Source organism: Acetanaerobacterium sp. MSJ-12 (assembly GCF_018917875.1).
Classification (GTDB): Bacteria; Bacillota; Clostridia; order Oscillospirales; family Ruminococcaceae; genus Bittarella; species Bittarella massiliensis.
Window position 1 is genome coordinate 18,637 of record NZ_JAHLPK010000003.1, and the last position, 20,452, is coordinate 39,088.

Genomic DNA, 20,452 nt, shown 5'->3' on the forward strand with positions numbered 1-20,452 from the left:
ACAAAAGAGCGTTTTTTGCAAGGGGAAGGGGAGCCGTTTTCCCCCGCGGGGGACGGGAGAAAAAAGTGCGGTACAAAGACCGTTTGCCGGGCATTTTTTGTTGACTTGTGAAACCTTCACTGCTATTATGAGGAATAACGGCCTGTGATGAGAACTGGGATTTTTGGAGGGGTAAAACAAGATGTGGCTCAAACAGCTTTACAATGACAAACTGGGGAATATGACCGTCAAACAGGTGCTGGTCAAGACGATTTTGATGTTTATCGCGGCGGCGGTCTCGGCCTTTGGCGTGGGGCTGTTTATCTGCAGCGGCCTGGGCAGCGACCCCATCTCCGTCTGGCTGGACGGGCTGGACCACACCTTCCACTTCGGCATCGGCATGGCCTCGACCATCAACAACAACGTCACCCTGGTGGTGGCCATCCTCTTTGCCTTCAAGTACATCAACGTGGGGACGGTCATCAACTCCATCTTCTTCTCGGTTGCCCTGGGCCTCTACGAGCCCTTTATGCGCAGCTTTGTCGCCGAGCACAACAACCTCTGGGTGCGCAGCGCCTACATCGCCCTGGGCCTTGTCTTCATGATCCTGGGGCTGGCGCTGGTGGTCTCCCTCCGCTTTGGGTTCGGCAACACCGACTCCATCCTCTTTCGCATCATGGACAAGCACCCGACCTTTCAGTACCGCTTTATGAAGATCGCCCTGGACGGCTGCTACATCATCGCCGGGTTCCTGATGGGCGGGGTGGTCAGCGTGGGCACCATCATCGCCTTTGTCCTCACCGGCCCTGGGATCAGCGCCTGTGTGCCGGTCATCGACAAGCTCATCCTCACCCCGCTGGGGGTCGGCGACCACCACAACCGCGAGATGAACAAGCGCCACAAAGAGGCCGAGGTCATCGAGGTGCCGGTGGAAGAGGCGGCGGAAATTTTGAAGAGCGAGGACTAGAAGCGATCCCTCCCGGGCAAACCGGGAGGGATTTTTTGTCGCCGCGCAGCGGGCGGCCGTTTGCACCGGACCCCGGTTGGGAGGGGTGGCGCGAACTTGAAAAGCGGGGCGGAGCGAAGGGGAGGGGGGCCCCTCCGGCCGTCTCGCGGTGGGGGGAGGGCCCTCTCCCAGCAGCTGTGGCCCCCATTCGCCGCCTTGCTGCCGGCGCGGCGGATGGAGGGGGCTGTCGCGCGGCTGCGCGCCGACGCGTTTGGAGGCAGCGCCGGCCGGAATGGGGAGGCGACGCCGAAAAGAGAGGGGGGCAGCCCCTTGACAAAGGGGCAGCAGTTCTCTATAATGAACATTGTTCATATTGGAGGTGGTGAAGTGCATCCGGCGGTGACTTCCAGAGAGGCCATTTTGGCTGTCAGCAGAGAATCGATCATGAAAAAGGGCTGGACGGCCCTCAACATTCGCTCGGTGGCCGCCGCCTGCGGCATATCTGTCGGCTCGGTCTACAACTACTTTGGCTCTAAGTCCGGTCTGGTGGCCGCGACCGTCGAGAGCATCTGGGGCGATATTTTCCGGCTTCCAAAACAGGGGGAGGGCTTTGAGGACTTTTTGTCCTGCATCCGCTGGATCTACGGGCGGATCGGCTGGGGCAACCAGACCTATCCCGGCTTTTTTGCGCTACACGCCATGCATTTTTTGGGGGAGGAAAAGGCCGAGGCCAAGCAGCTGATGGCCCAGACCTGGCGGCACATGCAGGAGCACCTGAAGGCGGTTTTGGAGGGCGATAGACAGGTGCGCCCCGACGCTTTTGACGAGACCTTCACCCGCGACGAGTTTGTGGAGCTGGTTTTCTCCATGATCCTGGCGGCCCTGCTGCGGGAGAGCGACGGCCAGGCGGCCGCGCTGGAAGTGATCAGACGGGCCATTTACTGACGCAAAAGTTCCCCGGTACGGCGGGGATTTTTTGAGGGCCAACATGAACAATGTTCACAATGAGGGCAGGCGGCATTTGAGGGGGAAGACCCCGCCGCCAGTCTCCGCCTGGGCTGTGCAGGGGAGCGCGTCCTTTTGACGCTGTTTGAGAGCGATCTGCTCTTGAAATAGAATTTTTAAAGCCGAAAGGAAGAGGTATTTTGCAGGCAATTGTTGAGACGATTTTTGATGTGGTGTATCTGACCCTGGTCGTGACCGTGGGGATCGCCATGGCAATCAAGAGCGGGGGAGAGAAGCAGTACCGACTGTTTGGCGTCATGGCCATTGTGCTGGGGGCGGGGGACTCGTTTCACCTTGTGCCCCGCATGATTGCCCTCTGCACCACAGGGCTCGACCAATTTACCGCGGCCCTGGGGGTCGGGAAATGGGTGACCTCCATCACCATGACCGTCTTTTACGTCCTTCTCTACTACGTCTGGCGCAACCGCTACCGCATTGTGGGAAGAAGGGGAACGACGGCCGCCGTCTACCTCCTGGCCGGGGCGCGGATCGCCCTCTGCCTGTTCCCGCAAAACGGGTGGCTGAGCGCCTCGGCCCCCTGTCCTGGGGGATCTACCGCAATCTCCCCTTCGCAGCGCTGGGTCTCCTCGTCATCGCGCTGTTTTACCGCAGCGCAAAAGAGGCGGGGGACAGGGCGTTTCGCTGGATGTGGCTGACCATCGTCTTGAGCTTTGGCTTTTACATTCCGGTGGTTTTGTGGGCCGATGCCGTGCCCGCCATCGGGATGTTGATGATCCCCAAGACCTGCGCCTACGTATGGACCGTCCTCATCGGCTACCGGGCCATGAAAGAGGAACGGCAGGCCGACTGACGAGGGGGTGTCCTCGCTGCGTGCCGGCTTTTTGAAGGGCCCCTTCGCCTGGATCGGCGTGCGGAGGGGAGCGGCGGCGAGGGGATGGAAGGGACGAAACCCGCTGTTCTTCACAGCGTGGCCCTGCTGCAGCCACTGCTCCCCCCTCTTTGGACCCCGGGCGCGATGGCCGGGAGGGGAGCCGCCGCTGGGTGCCGGGACACTGGAATTTCTGTTGTGCCCCGCACACCGGGTGCATACCTGGGCGGGCGGCGGCCCTCTGTACAAGTCCCCCTTTGGCGGCCCCTAGTGGGCCACCTTTTTCCCGCTCGCCGCTGGACAGGGGGCCGATAAAACGAGTTCTATCCTCTAGTCGGGGAGGACTGCCGAGGCAATCGCCATGCCCGGCGGGGAGGAAGAGCCCGCTGTAGCTGCCGGTTCCCCTTTTTCGGGGCCCTGCGCTGCGGCGGACGCGGGGGGGCCCATTTGCGGGCCGTGGGGCGCTGGCAATCCAGTTGTCCCCCGCGCACCGGTGCACATTGGGATTGGCGGCGCTCCTCTCCGCCCTCCCTTTTTGGCGGCCTTTGGTGGGCCTCCTTTTCCCTGTTCGACGCTGGATGGGGTGGTTGCAGAAACGCGGGTTGTCCCCTGGTGGGGAGGTGCGTCGACTGTGCGCGCTCCAGCGGGGAAAGGGGAAAGCAGCGCATTTCAGCACGGGGAGGGTGCGCCTGTCGCGCAGGGAGAGGGCATCTGCTGCGCCCGGCAGGGAGAGGGGGCGCCCGCCGTGCACGGCGGAGGAGAGACGCGCCCGGTTTGCCAACAGGGGGGAGGGGGCCGTTGCACACGGCAGGGAGAAGAGGCATCCGCGTGCTGTGCCCGGCAGGGAGAGGGGTTGCCCGCCGTGCATGGCGGAGGAGAGGCGCGTCCGGTTTGCCCAACAGGGGGGAGGGGGCCGTTGCACACGGCAGGGAGAAGAGGCATCCGCGTGCTATGTCCGGCAGGGAGAGGGGTTGCCCGCCGTGCACGGCGGAGGAGAGGTGCGCCCGGTTTGCCCAACAGGGGGGAGGGGGACCGTTGCACACGGCAGGGAGAAGAGGTATCCGCGTGCTGTGCACGGAGAGAGGTTGCCCGCCGTGCACGGCGGAGGAGAGGCGCGCCCGGTTTGCCAACAGGGGGGAGGGGGACTGTTGCACACGGCAGGGAGAAGAGGCATCCACGTGCTGTGCCCGGCAGGGAGAGGAGGTGCCCGCCGTGCACGGCGGAGGAGAGGTGCGCCCGGTTTGCCAACAGGGGGGAGGGGGGCTTTGCACACGGCAGAGAGAAGAAGTATCCGTGTGTGCACGAGAGGAAAAAGGGATGCCCGCTGTGCCCAGCGGGGAGAGGGGTGCCAATCACACCTGGCAGGGAGAGAAGAGTGCCCGCCGCTTCCGACAGGGGGAGCGGCGGATGAATGGGAGGAGAGAGGCCGATCGGGCCCGACGGGGTGCAGAGGGAAGGACATCCGCAGCACTGGGCGGGGAGAGAGACAGTTGCGCCTGGCAGAGGGAGGGGCCCCTGCCGCGCCCAGCAAGGGGGCAAAAGGGGCGGGGAGAAATCGCCAACAAAAAGAGAGTGATTTTGTGTATTTTGTAAAAGCGTTTTCTTAAAGGGGATGAACAAACTCGAAATTCTTTGAAGAAAGAGGGCAACTTTTGCAATATGCCTTGTTTTGGCAGCTTTGCCGTGCTAAAATGAAACCATCATCCAAATCTTTTGGCAAAGGAGAAATAAGCGATATGGCAAAAAGAGCATTTTTGATCGTGCTGGACAGCTTCGGCATCGGCGAGGAGCCGGATGCTGACAAATTCGGCGATGTCGGCGCCAACACCCTGGGCTCCATCTCCAAGTCCCCCAACTTCAACACCCCCAACCTGAAAAAATTGGGGATGTTCAATATCGAGGGTGTCACCTGCGGCGAGAAGGAGGCCGCCCCTGTGGGCAGCTTTGCTCGCCTGCGCGAGCGCTCCAACGGCAAGGACACCACCATCGGCCACTGGGAGATCGCCGGCGTGACCTCCGCCGACCCCCTGCCCACCTACCCCGACGGCTTCCCCCGCGAGGTGCTGGACCCGTTTGAGGAGCAGACCGGCCGCAAGGTCGTCTGCAACAAGCCCTACTCGGGCACCCAGGTGCTGGACGACTACGGCGAGCACCACATGAAGACCGGCGACCTGATCGTCTACACCTCTGCCGACAGCGTGTTCCAGGTGGCCGCCCACGAGGACATCGTCCCGGTGGAAGAGCTCTACCGCTACTGCGAGATCGCCCGGAACATCCTCAAGGGCAAACATGCCGTGGGCCGGGTCATCGCCCGCCCCTTTGTCGGGGAGCCGGGGGCCTTTAAGCGCACCTCCCGCCGCCACGACTTCTCCATCAAGCCCCCCCGCAAGACCGTCCTCGACTACATCAAGGACAGCGGCAAGGAGTGCATCTCCATCGGCAAGATCTTCGACATCTTCGCCGAGCAGGGGCTGACCGAGTCCAACCGCACCGTCAGCAACGACGACGGCATGGACAAACTGATGCAGATGCAGGGCCGTGACTTTGACGGCCTGTGCTTCCTGAACCTGGTGGACTTTGACATGGCCTACGGCCACCGCCGCAACGTGGACGCCTACGCCCAGGCGGCCACCGATTTCGACGGCCAGATCGCCGCGTTCATGGAGGGGATGCGCCCGGACGACCTGCTGATCATCACCGCCGACCACGGCTGTGACCCGGCCTACACCAAGCACACCGACCACACCCGCGAGTACGTGCCCATGCTGGCCTACGGCCCCTCTGTGAAGGCGGGCGTCGACCTGGGCACCCGCTACGGCTTCTGCGACATTGCCGCCACCGTCGCCGAGTACCTGGGCGTCAAGGCCGATGTCGAGGGCAACAGCTTCCTGTCCGAGATCAGCAAATAGGCAAAAACACCACCTGAGTTATAAACTCCTCTGCGGTGTCTCACACTGCAGGGGAGTTTTTGCAGGCGGGGGGAGGAAAAAACGTGAGTGATAAAGTCAAGGGGTACCTGCGGCGGACGCTGGTCATGCTCCCGGCGGTGCCGCTGATGGCGCTGGGGATCTCCCTTTGCGTCTTTGGCAACCTGGGCAGCGACCCCTTTACCGCCTTTCAGCAGGGGATCGGCAACCTGACCGGCCTCAAGGTGGGGGACGTGTCGATGATCTGCAACGTCTCCATCGTCGTGGCCTTCATCTTCATCGACCGCAAGATGGTCAATGTGGGCTCTGTCATCTTTGCCTTCTGCACCGGGCCCTGCATCAACTTTTTCAACGGGGTCATCCGCTCGATCGCGGGGGCCGAGTTTGCCACTGGCTGGGTGGCCTATCTCTACCCGGTCATCGGCAACCTGCTCATCACCCTGGCCCTGGCCTACTATCTGCCCATCGATTTGGGCATTCAGGCGCTGGACATGCTCTCCCTCACGGTGGGGGAGCGGATGCTCAAAAAGACCTACGGCGTCGGCCTCTACATCGTCTACGCCGTCATGTTTGCCCTGGCGCTTTTGATGAAGGCACCCTGGGGCTTTGGCACCCTGGTGAGCATCCTCCTGGTGGGCAAGGGGGTCGACATCCTCAAGCCGCGGCTGACCCCCATGGTCTACAAGCTGGCGGGGATGGGTCCCACGAAGGTCTACGCGGTGGAGGAAGAGGAGCAGTAGCCCTTTTCAGCCGGATTTTACCACCAGATGGGGCGGTGGGAGCGACTTTGCTCCCACCGCCCCTTTTTGCGCCCGCCACCCCGGAATGGCGGGGGCGGAGAATGGGGTATCACGGCCGCTTTGCAGCCATGATGCCGGGGATGGCCGGGCAGATGCGCAAACGCCGTTTGCCCCCTGCCCGACGACCAATACCGCTGCACGCGTTGCGCGCTTGTGATATAATGGACGGAGAGAACGAGAGTGTGGAGGGAAACGAGATGGGCATACGACTGATCGTCACCGATTTGGACGGCACCCTGTTGGGGGATGACCACAAGGGGGTCTCCCGCCGGGACAGGGAGGCGCTGGCGCTGGCCCGGGACAGGGGGGCGGTGGTGGCCATTGCCAGCGGGCGCACCTGGCAGGCCCTGGCCGACGCGGCGGAGCAGATCGCCGTGGCCCAGTACGCCATCCTCTCCAACGGGGCGGCCCTGCGGCGGGCGGACACCGGCGAAGTGGAGCCGGTGCGGGAGATCCTGCCCGGCTGTTGGGAGCCAGTGGTGCAGCTGCTCTGGCGGCGGGGCGGGGTGTTTGAGCTCTACGCTGGGGGCCGCAGCTACATAGAGGAGGGCGACTTTCTGCGGCTGGGGGAGTGCGGCCTCTCGCCTGGCTTTTTGGAGAACCTGCGCTCCTACAACACCCCCTCCCAAGGGGTGTGGCAGCAGCTGCGGGGGCGGCCGATCGAGAAGATCAACGGCCTCTACCTGCCGGAGGGGGCCCAAGAGGAGGTACAGGCGGCCATCTCCCAGACCGCGGGGCTGGTGCGCACCTCTTCCATCCCCGGCAGTTTGGAGCTCAATGCCGCCGGCTGCAACAAGGGGGTGGCCCTGCAGGCCCTCTGCGCTGAGCTGGGCATCGCCCCGGAGGAGACCATGGCCTTTGGCGACGCCGACAACGACCTGGAGATGCTCCGCTTTGCCCACTGGTCCTTTGCCATGGAAAACGGCTCTGCCGAGGCCAAAGAGGCGGCCCGGTACCGCACCGCATCCAACGCCGAGAGCGGCGTTTCCCAGGCAATATTGCGGCACCTGGACGAAATCGGCGCCCACTAGGGCAGCCGAAAGGGAGGAATCACCGTCTTTTCAGGCGGACCTCCACTCTGCTCTGGCCAGGGGGCAACTGGGCGGGAAGGGAGAGAACAGAAGGGGGAAGGTGCGGTCGGCCACGGCGGCGGACGGGCTGTCCCCTGCGCGACCCGCGGGTGTTGCAACCCCCCGACCAGCTGGCGGTTCTGCTGCTGGCGCGGGCGGTGACCGAGAGAGGGGATGGAGGCGCTCACCTCCGCGCTCCTCGGGGGGCCCTCCACCGCCGACTACGCCTTTTTGCAGGAGATGTGCCAGAGGCCCAACGAGGAGGGCGAGCTGGAGAGGGGGGCACCTGCCCCCGCTGCGGCAAGACCCTCTGCGTTTCCCCACTTTGGGAAGAAAATTGAGAGACAGGCGGCTCCCCCGAGGAGCTGCCTGTTTTTTTTGTGTAGAAGGATCCTTCAGTTGTGCCGGGGTGTTCAGAAAAGCGTCAGCGATCGGAAGAGCATGGAAATCCCTTTTGACACAGTGAAAGCGCGGCCTGCCAACTGCGCCAAAGGAGGGATAGAAGAAGGGAGAAGAATGTCAGCGCGTACCAGTTGGAACTGCAACTATCCCATCCTCTTTGCAGCGGAAACAGGGCGGAAATCGGAGCTGTGAAGCGGGGAGGGGGTTGCAGTGCCGGGGGCAGAGGGGTATCCCGATGACATACATGCGCTCGCAAATCGACGTAGAGAGGAGCAGATGGCAGGCTGGGTGACGGTGTGGGAATGGGTGGGCCCAGGGTCCGTGGCGGGCGGTACCCGCGCCGTGAGGCGTGGGGGGCAACGCCGGGCTTGGCCCCCAGATGTGGGGCCACCGGCCCTGCCGGCAGTGGGCCCTTGACAGAGAGGAGGAAAAGGGGTACACTAAATTTACTAAATTAGTAATTTAGTAAATTACTAAAGATAGGCGAACAGGAGGCGACGAGATGAAGATCCCAACCAATCTCAAACACAAACCGGTCATCGTGACCGAAAACTACGAAAATATCGACGGCCGCCGTGCCTACGAGACCGACGCAAAGGGCCTTTCCCTGGGGCTGGCCCAGTGGAACGACCGGGGCCGGGTGGACATCTCGGCCAAGGTCTGGCGCTACACCGGGGAGAAGTGGTCCCGCCAGTCGGAGGAACTGCCCCTGCACCGGGTGCTGGATCTGGCCATCCTGGTCTGCCGCTCCCAGCAGTACTTCCGCGACGTCTACCGCTACCCCAAGCTGTACGACGAGCAGGACCCCTCGGTGGACCAGGTGGGGTTGCAGGGCGACGCCATGCGGATCTCGGTCTGCACCGACAACGCCTGTATCGACGAGGACATCCGCCTCTTTCAGGACGCCCTCGCCAAGGACGACGAGATGTTGGGCGAGCGGTTTGCCGTTCTCGCCCGCATCCTCAAGGAGATGGGCTACTGATGGAAAAGGAGCGCAAAAGAGAGCTGATCCGCGGCTACAAGGAGCGGCCGCTGCGGGGGCTGGTCTACGCCATTGAGAACCAAAAGAGGGGGCGGCGGCTGATCCTCGCCGAGACCGACCCCCAGGGGGCCCGCAACCGCTTTGCCTTTTTTCAGATGACGGGGGACTGCCCCCGCAGCGAACTGGCGGCCGACTGGTGCGCCGACGGCCCCCAGGCATTTGCCCTGGTGGAGCTGGAGGAGATCGAAAAGAAGCCGGAGCAGGAGCCGGCGGCCTTTCGGGAGGACCTGAAGGCCCTGGGCGAACTCTGGCGGGAGCGGGAGAGGCCCGAGACCCTCTACTAAAAGGCTTGCCCCTCAAAAACCGCCCGCCCCACCCCAGCCGTTTTGTCGGTTGGAGTGGGGCGGGCGGTTTGGTCTGTTCAGCCGTAGAGGCGCAGCTTGTCGATGAGTTTTTGGTAGACCGGGTGCATCTCCCGCTCGGTGGAGTAGGTGAGCATCTGGTCGATGGGCACCCACTGCACCCCGCTGTTTTCGTCGGGCTTGACGGCCAGGGGCTGGCTCTCGTCCGCCTCCAACAGGTAGGTGAAGTTGAGGTGCTGGTGGCTGCTGACGTAGCGGCCCCGCTTGACGTGCCCCCAGACCGGCAGGATGTCCAGGGTGTAGATGCCGGGGTAGAGGGGGCGGGTCTGGGCGCCGGTCTCCTCCTGCGCCTCGCGGATGGCCACGGCCAGCAGGTCGTCGTCCCCGTCCGCGTGTCCGCCGGTCCAGGCCCAGGAGTCGTAGAGGTTGTGGTAGCACAGCAGGGTCTTGGTCCGCTCCCGGTTGACGATGAAGGAGGAGGCGGTGAAGTGGGCGAACTCGTTGTCGCGGGTCAGCAGATTGTCAAAGCAGCGCAGGTAGGAGAGGATGACCTCCCGGTCCTTCTCCTCCTGCGGGCAGGTGGGGGTATAGTGGTCGAGCTGTTCGGTGAATTTCAAAGCAATTCCTCCAGTAAATCGGTATAGGCCCGCAGGGCGCCGGGCAGGGAGTAGGTCTGGCGCACCTCTTTCAGCGAGGCAAAGCGGCAGCCGTCGGGCGGGGGGAAGGGGGGGCAGTAGAGGGCGACCCCCTCCATCCGCCACTCCACGTGGGTGAAGATGTGCTTGGCCTGACCGAGCCGGCGGGCCCGCCCGGCGGGGATGCCCCGCTCGGCCAGGGCCTGGCCCCGCTGGGCGGCGGTGAGGTGCCCGTCCAGCAGCAAAAACTCCCACAGACCGGCCAGGAGGCCGCTGTCCGGCCGCTTGTGGAGGAGGACGCCCTGGGAGGTGATGGCCAGGACCACCGTCTTCTTTTCGACCCGGCGGGCCTTTTTGGCCGCCTTGTTGGGCAGGCGGTGGCGGGTCTCCCGGGCCAGGGCCTGGCAGCACTCCCGCAGGGGGCAGGAGGCGCAGAGGGGCAGGGCGTTGGGGAGGCAGACGGTGGCCCCCAGATCCATGATCGCCTGGTTGAAGTCGCCCGGGCGGTCGCTGGAGACGGCCTGTGCCGCCAGGTCGAAGAGGGCCTTTTTCACCGCCGGGGCGGCGATGTCCCCCTCGGCGCTGAGGAGGCGGGCAAAGACCCGGTGGACGTTCCCGTCCACCGCGGGGACGGGGAGGCCGAAGGCGATGGAGGCGATGGCCCCTGCCGTGTAGGGGCCGATCCCCGGCAGCTCCAGCAGCGCCCGGTAGTCGCCGGGCAGCTGGCCGCCGTGCTGTTGCATGCAGACCTTTGCGCAGGCCTGCAGGTTGCGCGCCCGGCTGTAATAGCCCAGCCCCTCCCACAGCTTGAGGAGCAGTTCCGGGTCGGCCGCGGCCAGGGAGGGGATGTCGGGCAGCGCCTCGAGGAAGCGGTGAAAGTAGGGGAGGACCGCCGCCACCCGCGTCTGCTGCAACATGATTTCCGAAATCCAGACCCGGTAGGGGGTGGGTTCCAGCCGCCAGGGCAGGGGCCGCCGGTTCTGGTCGTACCAGTCGAGGAGGGGGGCAGCTGCGCCCTGCAGCAGGGCGAGGCAGTCGCCGTCGGGCAGGGGGGAGAGAAGGGGCTGCAGATCCATAGGGCGGTTTCCTTTCTGGGGCAGGGCCCCGGGGCTTTTCTGTCTCGGCACCCTCTGTGCAAGTCGGGCATAGCATGAGGGTGTCAATACAGGGGCGAATTGCCCGACAGGAGGAATTGCTGTGAGCATGATTTTAAAGACCACGCTGGGCCCGGTGGAGCCCGACCCCAAGAACCCGTGCCAGCACGCGTCGGTGTGCGGCTGCGTGCCCGCGCCGGTGGCGGTGCAGAAACTGCACGTCACCATCGACGTCGAGGGCCTTTGCGGAAACGACTACTTTGTCTTTTTGCAGGTGCGCGACCCGGAGCGGGAGCACGAGTACATCGTCAGCCAGACCTACTACAACCCGGTCCCGCCGGCTGCCTGTGGCTGCACCACAACCATTCCGCTGGACATCCTGGTGCCGCTGGTGGACTGCCAGCAGGCGTCGGAGTCGGTGGTCGACGTGGTCATTCAGTACGCGGGCTGGGGCTTCTAAAGGGAAGGGACCTCCCTCTTTGAAAAGAGGGGGCGCCTGTCTGCCGCCACGAGCAGGGCGACAGGGGCGCCCCCTTTTTTGCCTGTGCGGCTACGAGATGGAAAAGCGCAGCATGCGGATGACGTTTTTGGGGTGCACCTCAAAGAGGGTGTCCGCCCCGACCAGCCCCCGCTCGCCGCAGTCGGAGAGGAGGACCTGCCGCCCATTCGCCCCCTCGGCGTAGCCGCTGACGGTCACCCAGTGCCAGTTGTCGTCCTTGAGCTCGGGCGCGCGGTGGTGGAGGATGAGCAGCGCCAGCGGGTCGCCCTGGTCGATGCTCTCTTTGACAAAGGAGAAGCCGTCGCCGGCCGAGGCCATCTTTCCGCAGCCGACGGGTTGGGCGTGCCGCCCCCGCTCCCGGCAGTAGAGGGCGAAGTCCCGTGCAAAGCGGCCGGCAAAGGGGTAGCCGTGGATGCCGGGGGTCATGTAGCGGTACATCTCCTCCATGCAGGTGAGGTAGGCGGGGTAGGAAAAGTCACCCGGGCGGCCGGGGTAGAGGGGGGCCAGATGGCCGCTGCGGGCAGCGTAGTAGGCGGCCAGGTTGGCGCCGGTGACGCTGCCGCACCCGGCGCGCCGCTGCCACTCCCGCGAAAACCACTCCTGGTTGCCGCCGTAGCCGATGACTTCGCCGTCCTTTACGACGGCGGGAAAATCCAGTTCCACTGTGGACAAATGCGCTTCCTCCTCTCCCTCTTTTATCCGGGGGTGTTTGTCGGCCCGGCGGGTGCCGGGCAGTTGGAAATCAAGGGCTGTCCTGAGCCGTTGAGCTTTGGCGCGGCCGTTGCCCGCAAAGGGGCAGACGGCCGCGCAGAGCGCCTGTCGGAGGGACGCTACCCTCTTATCCTATCACGGCGGAAAAGAGAATACAAGGGCGGAAAAAAGGGAGCACGGCCCAAAGGCTGCGCTCCCTTTTTTGAAAGACTGGCGGGGATCACGCCTCCTCCCTCGTCAGAGAGCTGCCCGAGGCGTCCTCGTGGTAGTGGAGGGCGGGGAGGGGGTTGTTGCTCCCCTTCAAGTAGTAAAAGATGTCGAGGGAATAGACGGTGCCGTCTTGGTTGCACTGGCCCCACACCCAAAAGTCTTTTAGGGTCAGGTCCTCGCCCAAATACTCTTTCAAATGGCTGACAAAGTAGTCCTGCAGGGCCCCGGGAGGAGAGACCAGCGTCCCCTCGCCATTGACCACGTCCACGGTGCGGTCTTTGATGTCGGCAGGGGTGAACTTGTCGCTGGCATAGGCCTCGACAGCGGTGGAGACGACTGCTTTGCGCACCAGATTCATCCGGCTCTCGGCCTCGGCCCAGCGGGACTTGTCGATCCACTTGACCATGGAGGGGATGAGCAGGGCCGCCAGGATGGCGAGGATGACCAGCACCACGATCACTTCGACCAGAGTGAACCCCTTTTGCGCGCGCTTTCTGCGCAGGAGCTGTTGCACCTTCATCTGCGATTCCTCCAACCTGTTTTTGCGGGGACGGGGGGCAACGTTTTCCCCTGTACACCGCTATTTATCCCATTATAGCACGCCCCGGCGCGACTGAAAAGAGAAAAGCCGACTTTTCTTGGGTGGAGTTTGTCCGGGGAAAGGGGGCGGAAAGCACTTGTTGGCCTGGCCGCGTGGGGCCGGTGAGAGACTGGCTGCGAAAGGGGAGGCAGTTCCGGCCGACGAGGTAGTAGAGGTGGGGACGTTGGCGGGAAAGAGGGACGGAGAGCACTTGTTGGCCCGGCTGCATGGGGCCGGTGAGAGACTGGTTGCGAAAGGGGAGGCAGCATTGGCTGGAGAGGCGGGAGGAGTTGGGGCGTTGGCGGGAAAGAGGGGTGGAAAGCACTCGATGGCCCGGCCGCATGGGGCCGGTGAGAGACTGGCTGCGAAAGGGGAGACAGCTTCAGCCGACGAGGTAGTAGAGGTTGGGGCGTTGGCGGGAAAGAGGGGCGGAGAGCGCTCGTTGGCCCGGCTGCGCAGAGCTGGGGGGAAAGACGCCCTGGCAGGGACAGCCTGTGCGGCTGCTGTGCTCCCCGGGACGGAGGGCCTTCCTTTTTGCCCTGTGGTGGGGGAAAGGGGAACACTGGCGGACTTTTTTTCAGAGGGCGACGGCCCCGGCAATCAGGCGGCCGGCCCCCCAGAGGAGCAGCAGGTGCAAGGGGTAAAACCAGTAAAAAAACCACTTGGGCCCCTGCCCCTTTTCGCCGCTGTAAAGGGAGATGGGGAGAAGGGAGAAGAGGGCCGGGATCTCCGAGGCACCCAGGGAGAGCAGGGCGGCGGACCCCATTGCCGCCCGCGCCGCCGGCTGCCGCCGGGTCAGGTAGAAGAGGGCCACCAGCAGCACCCCCATGGCCCCGTAGTCGGCAGAGAGCCCGGCCGCCGCCAGGCAGCAGAGGCCCACCCCCAGCACCTGGAGCAGCGCTCGCCCCTCCAGCCAGACCAGTAGTTGCAGGGACAACACCCCAAAAAAGAGGGTGAAGTAGACGTTTTGGTAGTCCGGCGCAAAGGGGGTCAGGGCGAAGGCCAGGTCAAAGGGGATCTCCGACAAGAGGGCGAAGGTCAGCAGTTGCAGGGCGTAGCGCCGCCGGTCGCGGGTGTGGCAAAACCCCTCCGCCAGCAAAAAGCAGAAGAGGGGGAAGGCCAGCCGCCCGACGGCGCGCAGCGCCATATCTGCCAGGAGCAGGGGCTCGTACCAGCCGGGGAGACCCGCGCCGCCGCCCTTGTAGAGCCCGTAGAGGGGGAGGAGGAAGACCGGCTCCAGGATGGCCGCCCCGATGTGGTCGACAAGCATGGTGCAGACGGCGAGCCACTTGAGGCCAAAGCCCGAGAGGGCGGTACGGCGGGGTGGGTGCATCTGCTCTCCCTCCTTTTTTGCAGTTTGACGGACAGGAGGGCCGCCCCCGGCCGATCGGCTGACGGGAGCGGCCCTCTGTGTGGCTTGTTAGGCGGCGAGGAAGCCGAAGGCCCCCAGCAGCCCGGCGCTGGCCAGCCCCATGATGACGCCGGCCAGCAGCACCCCGCCCATGACGGCGAGGACGCTGGATTTGAAGTCGAAGTCCAGTAGGCTGGCGGCCAGGGTGCCGGTCCAGGCGCCGGTACCGGGCAGGGGGATCCCCACGAAGAGGAGCAGGGCCACGAAGAGGCCGCGGCCGGCCTTGGCCTGCAGCTTCTGGCCGCCCCGCTCCCCCTTGCGCAAAAACCAGGCGAACAGTTTGCCGATCACCGGCTTGGTGGAGCCCCACTCCAACACCTTGCGGGCGAAGAGGTAGATGAAGGGCACCGGGAGCATGTTGCCGATGATGCAGACGATGTAGGAGGGGAGGAGGGGCAGCCCCATCACCTGGGAGTAGGGGATGGCGCCCCGCAGCTCCACCACCGGGACCATGGAAATCAAAAAGATGAGCAGATACTTCTTCAGCATTGAGAGAGATCCTCCTAAATTGATCAGTGCTGGGCCGGAGTCGGCCCGAGGGGGGAGCCGGCACTCCGCGCCGGCGGTTCCCTCACCGCTCCAGCAGGCAGATGCACTCCAGGTGCGCCGTCTGGGGGAACATGTCCACCGGCTGGATGCGGCTCACCCGGTAGCCGGCGCGGCAGAGGGCGTCCACGTCCCGCTGCTGGGTCTCGGGGTTGCAGGAGATGTAGACGATCTTTGCGGGGGCGATGGCGGCCAGCGCCTCCAAAAAGTCGGGGGTGCTGCCGGCGCGGGCGGGGTCCATAAAGACCACGTCGGCCCGCTGCCCATCCTCTGCCATCTGCACCAGGTACTCCCCGGCGTCGGCGGCGACGAAGCGGGCATTTTTGACCCCGTTTTTGCGGGCGTTGCCGATGGCGTCGCGCACTGCGTCCCGGTTGCGCTCAATGCCCAGCACCTGCTTTGCCCGCCCTGCTGCGAGCAGCCCGATGGTGCCGATGCCGCAGTAGGCGTCCACCACCGACTCGCTGCCGGTGAGACCGGCCATCTCCACCGCCGCGGTGTAGAGCCGCTCGGTCTGGCGGGGGTTGACCTGGAAGAAGGAGCGGGGGGAAATGCGAAAGCGCATCCCGCAGAGGGCGTCCTCGATAAAGCCCGGGCCGTAGAGCACTTTTTCGTACTCCCCCAGCACGGCGCTGGTCTCCCGGTTGTTGACGTTGAGGACCACCGTCTTGATTTCCGGGTGGCGCTCCCGCAGGGCGCGGACAAAGCCCCCCTGCCCGGGAAAGAGGGTGTAGGCCGCCACCAGCACCACCATCGCCTCGCCGGTCTGCTGTCCCACCCGCACCAGGATGTGGCGCAGAAAGCCCTCGCCGGTGTCCTCGTCGAAGGGGGCGATTTTAAAGGGCTTCATCAACTCCCGCACGGTGGCGATGATCCGGTCGGCCAGGGGGTGGTGGAGCAGGCAATGCTTGACCGGCACCAGCCGGTGGCTGTGCTCCTGATAGATGCCGGTGACCGGCCGGCCGCCCCGGTCCCTGCCGGCGGCCAGATGGGCCTTGCAGCGGTAGCCCAGCGGGTCGGGCGCGGAGAGGATGGGCGCCACCGGCCCAAAGCGGCCCAGCAGCGCCTCGGCCCGGGAACCCTTTTCGGCCAGCTGCCCCTCGTACTGCAGTTGCAGCAGCTGGCAGCCGCCGCAGCGGTCGGCGTAGGGACAGGGGGGCTTTTGCCGCAGGGGGGCGGCCTTTTTCAGGGCGCGCACCTCGCCGGTGTACTCGCCGAAGCGGCGGGAAAGGGCCACCTCGGCCACCTCCCCCGGGAGGAGACCGGCGACGGCGATCTCCCGCCCGCGGCAGAGGCAGAGCCCCCGGCCCCGGCTGTCCAGCCGGGTGCAGGTGAGGACCTGGGTGGGCAGCTCTTGGCGGCCCTCCTTTGCGGGGGCGGGCTTTCCCTTTTGCAGGGGATTTGGTCGCCCTTTTGGCTGGGGCACAGGCCCTTTGCGGCGGGCTTGTCCGCCTTTTTTGGGGATGGGTTTTGGCATGGATAGGCTCCTTTTTTTACGGTTGTGGGGAGGGCGGGCTAGGGCATTTCGCAGAGGATGAGGGGGATGACCATCTCCGGGGCGGTGAGGCCGGCGTGGTGGCCGTAGTAGAGATGGCCCTTGCCCGGCGCGTTGGGGGTGCGGTATTTGAGGTAGCGGTCCCCCACGGCGCAGGCCACAAAGTCGCCCACAAAATCCAGCGATTTGGGGTGGGGCGCGCCCGGCCCAAAGATCTGGCGGGCAAAGGCCTCCTCCCGGGTGAGGAGGAAAAAATCCGCCCCCAGGTGCTTTTGGAAGAGGGCGGGGAAGTCGGCCTTTCGGTCGGGGCGGACAAAGAGGGAGGCGGCCCGGGCGTCCATCGAGGGGGGGAGGAGCAGGCATTCGGCCAGCTCCTCGATCTCGTTGAGGTAGACCGGCTGGGGCTCCACATTCCGCAGGCCGTGGTCGGCCGAGACGATGAGGAGGGTGTCCTCCAGCTGGGCGCACATGGCCTCGACCTGGGCGCTAAAGCGGCGGACCATCTCCTTGACGCCGTCAGTGTAGCAGCCCTGTTTGTGCATGGTGGAGTCGGGCTCGAACCAGTAGGCGTAGACGAAGTTTTGCTGGCCGTTTTGGCAGATCTCGGCGATGGTGTCGCAGTAGGTCTGCACGTCGTCGGCGTGCACCAGGGTGTGGGGACCCTCCCGGAAGGGGATGAAGGAGGGCTGCAGGTTATAGGTGTGCACCCCGCTGCCGGCCTCGGCGATCTGCTCGTAGATGGTCTTGTAGGAGAGGAAGCGGTCGTTTGCCCGGCCGCCGGCGATCTCCTCCCCGGAGAAGCTGTCCTGGTTGGGGAAGATGTCGATGCAGCGGCAGTACTCCTTGAAGTAGAGCGACCAGCCGAGGCTGCCGTGTTCCAGCGGGGAGAGGCCGGAGTTGTAGGTGGTGGTGGCCGCCGCGGTGGTGGAGGGATAGACCGAGGTCAGCTCCCGGCACAGGTGGCGGCGAAAGAAGTCGTCGGGGGCCAAGTTGTGTTCGAGCATGTCGACCCCCAGGCCGTCAAAAATCATAAAGACCACGTTGCGGGGGCCGTTTTGCAGGGCCCGGTCCAGTTCGGGCAGGGTGGCGTGGGTGTCCTGCACCCCGTAGTGGCGCAGGACGGAGGAGATGGCCCCCAACAGGCTGTTGGGGTAGTCGGGAAAGACGATGGCTTCTTTGGTCTGCATGGACGCAGTCCTCCTTTCCCCTGGGCGCAGCGGCCCGGGACAAACCGCTCCTTTTCGCCAGGGGATGCGGGGCGCGAGGGCGAAAGGGAGCGCCGTTTGATTGTTCGACGGATACACATTTTCCATTTTACCACAAACGGCAAAAAAAGGGCAGAAAAAAGAAAAGCCCGCTCAATTTGGGGTTTAGTGGTTGGGGACCAATCCTCCCGCCGCCGGCAGCGGTGCGCAGGAAAAGGGGAGATCGCCCCGGTTGGGCCGCCTCTTCGGGCGCCCGGCGGTGCTGTCTCGCGTGCGGGGGACAGAGGCGGGGGATTTGTGCCCCGCGCGGCTGGCCCAGCGGTGCTGTCCTGCACGGGGCAGGGGCGTTTGCGCTCTGCGGGGCTTGCCCGGCGGTGCTGTTTTGCGTGCGGGTCGGAGGCGGGGCAAGAGGCAAGCGGCGGGAGAAGGGGTAAAGGTGAGGGGAAGGATAATGGGAGAGAAGGGGAGAGCCTTTACAGGCCCGGCGAGTCGAGGGCGAGGCAATTTTGGACGGTGTCCAGCAGGAGTTGGAGGGGTTTGGTGAGGTACTGGTTTTGGTGAAACATGGCAAACATCTGGTTTTCCATCGCCGCGGCGCGCAACTCGATTTCTTGGAGCCGCCCGGCCGACACCGGTTCCGAGAGGAGGTTTTCCGGGAGGACCGCGACGCCGAGCCCCGCCTCCGCCGCCTTCACCAGGGCGAGGGAGTTGACGCTCTCCCAGGTGGGCTCTGCCGCGAGGCTTTCCGCCGCCAGGAGGCGGTCAAAGGTGTCGCGGATGGCGCTTCCCCGCTCCCGCAGGAGCAGCGGGTACCGGCAGAGCTGCGGCAGGGAGAGGGGCTGTCGGGGGAGGGAGAGACGGGGGGAACAGGCGGCTTTCAGCCGGTAGGAGCCCAGGGGGATGATGGAAAACCCCTCTCTGGGGGCCGGGCCTTCCCAGAAGGCGATGTCGGCATCCCCATGGCGCAAAACATCGATGACGGCGTCCGCGCTCACCACCCTGGCGGAGACCTTTAGTTGGGGGTATGTCCCGCAAAACCGCTCCAGGATGGCGGGGAGCAGAGAGGTGGCGATGGTGATGCTGGAGACGAGGTGGAGGGGGGTATCCTCCTCCAGATGGGCCATTCGCCTGTCCAGATTCCGGCAGGCGATCAGGATGCCCCGCGATTCCTCTAAGAGAGAGCGGCCGCAGGGGGTGATGGACACCCCTTTGGGCAGGCGGTCAAAAAGGGCCGTTCCCGCCTGCGCCTCCAACTCCGCCACGGCGTGCGAAACGGCCGACTGGGTGATGAACAGCTTTTTGGCGGCCCCCGTAAAGGAGCCGGTCTCTGCGACTGCCTCGACGATTTCCAGGTGGCGAAGGTTCATGATCTCCCTCCCTACACATGAGTAAAAACGATTGAATGCACAAAATTATATCATTTTACAGATTGCAAAACAAGTGCTATAGTTCTCGTGTGCTGCGCGTCGCGAGAAAGGATGATTTTTTTGAAGCAAAGGACAAGGACCTACGCCTGGCTGTTTGGCGTCAATCTGTTCATCAGCGCCTTTACATTTGGAGGGGGCTACATCGTCGTGCCGATGGTGCGCCGGTATTTTGTGCAGAAAAAGCGGTGTTTTACAGAGGAGGAGCTGATGAGCATGGCCGCCATTGCCCAGTCCTCGCCCGGGGCGATCGCCATCAACCTCTCGGCGCTGGCGGGCTACCAGGTGGCCGGTTTGGGGGGCGTGCTGGTCAGTTGTGTTGCGGCCATCCTCCCCCCGCTCCTCATCCTTGGGGTCGTGTCCGCCTTTTACAGGGTTTTTATCGCCAACGCGGTGGTGGCCGCCGTGCTGAAGGGGATGGAGGCGGGGGTGGCGGCGCTGATGGTGGACCTGATCGTGGACATGTGCGCCATGATCGTGAAGGAGAAGTCCGCCTTTTTGACCGCCATGATCCCAGTCGCCTTTCTGGCAAACTTTGTCTTTCAAATCGGCGCTGTCTACATACTGCTTGCCTGCTGCCTCCTCTGCATTGCGCGGGCTGTCTGGAAGAGGAGGGGAGTGCAGTGAGCGCGATTTTGCGGCTGTTTTGGACCTTTCTCAAAATCGGCCTGTTCAGCATCGGGGGCGGGTATGCGATCATCCCCCTGATCCGCGAGCAGGTGGTGGCGAATTCCGGCTGGATCAGCTCCAAAATGTTCACCGACATCATCACCATTTCCCAGATGACGCCGGGGCCCCTGGCCGTCAACACCTCGACCTTTGTCGGGCTGCAGGTGGGGGGGATCGCCGGGGCCGTTGCGGCGACGGTCGGCTGCGTCCTCTGCGGCATCGTCATCTGCCTGCTGCTGCACCGCTTTTTTCAAAGGCACCAGAGTTCGATCTACGTGTTTGAGGTGTTGAACGGGCTGAAGTCGGCCTCTTTAGGGCTGATCGTTTCGGCGGCGGCGACGATCGTCCTGACGGCGCTTTGGGGGGCGCAGTCGGTGCCCATTTCCGACGCCTTCTCCCTCTTGAACGGGACGGCCCTGGCCATCTTTTCGATCGCCCTTCTGGTTTTGCGAAGGTGGAAGCCAAACCCCATGCTCGTCATGCTGGCGAGCGGGGTGGCCGGGCTGCTGCTCTACTCGTGACGGGGCGGCCGCCGCAAGGGGGACAGGCGGGGCGGTTTTGACCGGCATTTTCAGCGGGGCGCGAAAAGGGGGGGGCGCCTGCCTGCCGTCTTTGGGCAGGGGCGGAGGGAAAGGCCCCACCCGGATGAGGAGAGGAACGGCCTGCCGCTC

Annotated in this window: 19 protein-coding genes and 1 pseudogene; 11 read left to right on the top strand and 9 right to left on the bottom strand. The window is 64.5% G+C overall.

The features are described 5' to 3' along the window. The first annotated feature begins 181 nt into the window (after positions 1-181). The 8 genes and pseudogenes from KQI11_RS03810 to KQI11_RS03845 all read left to right on the top strand — a co-directional run bounded on the left by KQI11_RS03810 (position 182) and on the right by KQI11_RS03845 (position 9,284). Positions 182-946, top strand: a complete 765-nt coding sequence (locus KQI11_RS03810) for a YczE/YyaS/YitT family protein (protein ID WP_216401145.1) — start codon at positions 182-184, stop codon at positions 944-946. 336 nt (positions 947-1,282) lie between these two features. Next, entirely contained in the window at positions 1,283-1,870 is a 588-nt protein-coding gene (locus KQI11_RS03815) for a TetR/AcrR family transcriptional regulator (RefSeq protein ID WP_216401146.1), read from the top strand. Positions 1,871-2,070: 200 nt separating this feature from the next. Beyond that, positions 2,071-2,741, top strand: a pseudogene (locus tag KQI11_RS03820) (hypothetical protein). 1,754 nt (positions 2,742-4,495) lie between these two features. Further along, a complete protein-coding gene (locus tag KQI11_RS03825; protein ID WP_185915288.1) occupies positions 4,496-5,668 on the top strand; it encodes a phosphopentomutase in 1,173 nt (390 codons plus the stop codon). Between the two features lie 83 nt (positions 5,669-5,751). Continuing rightward, a complete protein-coding gene (locus KQI11_RS03830) occupies positions 5,752-6,426 on the top strand; it encodes a YczE/YyaS/YitT family protein (RefSeq protein WP_216401147.1) in 675 nt (224 codons plus the stop codon). 257 nt (positions 6,427-6,683) lie between these two features. Beyond that, on the top strand, positions 6,684-7,517 hold the full coding sequence (locus KQI11_RS03835; protein WP_216401148.1) for an HAD family hydrolase: 834 nt from the start codon (positions 6,684-6,686) through the stop codon (positions 7,515-7,517). A gap of 943 nt (positions 7,518-8,460) precedes the next feature. Then, entirely contained in the window at positions 8,461-8,940 is a 480-nt protein-coding gene (locus tag KQI11_RS03840; RefSeq protein ID WP_216401149.1) for a DUF6530 family protein, read from the top strand. Next, entirely contained in the window at positions 8,940-9,284 is a 345-nt protein-coding gene (locus KQI11_RS03845) for a GIY-YIG nuclease family protein (protein WP_216401150.1), read from the top strand. The genes KQI11_RS03840 and KQI11_RS03845 overlap by 1 nt, the downstream gene beginning before the upstream one ends. A 77-nt stretch (positions 9,285-9,361) precedes the next feature. Here KQI11_RS03845 and KQI11_RS03850 read toward each other — a convergent pair whose 3' ends face one another. Together KQI11_RS03850 and mutY are read right to left on the bottom strand one after the other, a co-directional pair. Continuing rightward, complete coding sequence (locus KQI11_RS03850) at positions 9,362-9,919, bottom strand: NUDIX hydrolase (RefSeq protein WP_216401151.1); 558 nt, start codon at positions 9,917-9,919, stop codon at positions 9,362-9,364. Continuing rightward, entirely contained in the window at positions 9,916-11,013 is a 1,098-nt protein-coding gene (gene mutY, locus KQI11_RS03855; protein ID WP_216401152.1) for an A/G-specific adenine glycosylase, read from the bottom strand. The genes KQI11_RS03850 and mutY overlap by 4 nt, the downstream gene beginning before the upstream one ends. 121 nt (positions 11,014-11,134) lie before the next feature. Here mutY and KQI11_RS03860 point away from each other — a divergent pair, with 121 nt between their 5' ends. After that, on the top strand, positions 11,135-11,491 hold the full coding sequence (locus KQI11_RS03860; protein WP_185915281.1) for a hypothetical protein: 357 nt from the start codon (positions 11,135-11,137) through the stop codon (positions 11,489-11,491). A 90-nt stretch (positions 11,492-11,581) separates the two neighbouring features. Here KQI11_RS03860 and KQI11_RS03865 read toward each other — a convergent pair whose 3' ends face one another. From KQI11_RS03865 to KQI11_RS03895, 7 genes are all read right to left on the bottom strand, one after another. After that, entirely contained in the window at positions 11,582-12,193 is a 612-nt protein-coding gene (locus KQI11_RS03865; RefSeq protein WP_353653919.1) for a hypothetical protein, read from the bottom strand. 268 nt (positions 12,194-12,461) lie between these two features. Continuing rightward, positions 12,462-12,971, bottom strand: a complete 510-nt coding sequence (locus tag KQI11_RS03870) for a prepilin-type N-terminal cleavage/methylation domain-containing protein (RefSeq protein ID WP_216401153.1) — start codon at positions 12,969-12,971, stop codon at positions 12,462-12,464. 637 nt (positions 12,972-13,608) lie between these two features. Beyond that, a complete protein-coding gene (locus KQI11_RS03875) occupies positions 13,609-14,364 on the bottom strand; it encodes a TraX family protein (RefSeq protein WP_216401154.1) in 756 nt (251 codons plus the stop codon). Positions 14,365-14,451: 87 nt separating this feature from the next. Further along, positions 14,452-14,931 carry a COG2426 family protein gene (locus KQI11_RS03880; RefSeq protein WP_021658946.1) on the bottom strand — a complete coding sequence of 160 codons (480 nt, stop codon included), beginning with the start codon at positions 14,929-14,931 and terminating at the stop codon, positions 14,452-14,454. 82 nt (positions 14,932-15,013) lie between these two features. Further along, a complete protein-coding gene (gene rlmD, locus KQI11_RS03885; protein WP_216401155.1) occupies positions 15,014-16,465 on the bottom strand; it encodes a 23S rRNA (uracil(1939)-C(5))-methyltransferase RlmD in 1,452 nt (483 codons plus the stop codon). A 38-nt stretch (positions 16,466-16,503) separates the two neighbouring features. Next, on the bottom strand, positions 16,504-17,670 hold the full coding sequence (locus tag KQI11_RS03890; protein ID WP_216401156.1) for an alkaline phosphatase family protein: 1,167 nt from the start codon (positions 17,668-17,670) through the stop codon (positions 16,504-16,506). Between the two features lie 491 nt (positions 17,671-18,161). Further along, positions 18,162-19,055, bottom strand: a complete 894-nt coding sequence (locus tag KQI11_RS03895; protein WP_286172523.1) for a LysR family transcriptional regulator — start codon at positions 19,053-19,055, stop codon at positions 18,162-18,164. A gap of 111 nt (positions 19,056-19,166) precedes the next feature. Between KQI11_RS03895 and KQI11_RS03900 the strand changes: the two genes are divergently transcribed. After that, on the top strand, positions 19,167-19,739 hold the full coding sequence (locus tag KQI11_RS03900) for a chromate transporter (RefSeq protein WP_216401157.1): 573 nt from the start codon (positions 19,167-19,169) through the stop codon (positions 19,737-19,739). Then, positions 19,736-20,302: a chromate transporter gene (locus KQI11_RS03905; RefSeq protein WP_216401158.1), complete on the top strand. Its 567-nt coding sequence runs from the start codon at positions 19,736-19,738 to the stop codon at positions 20,300-20,302. The genes KQI11_RS03900 and KQI11_RS03905 overlap by 4 nt, the downstream gene beginning before the upstream one ends. Positions 20,303-20,452 lie beyond the last annotated feature (150 nt).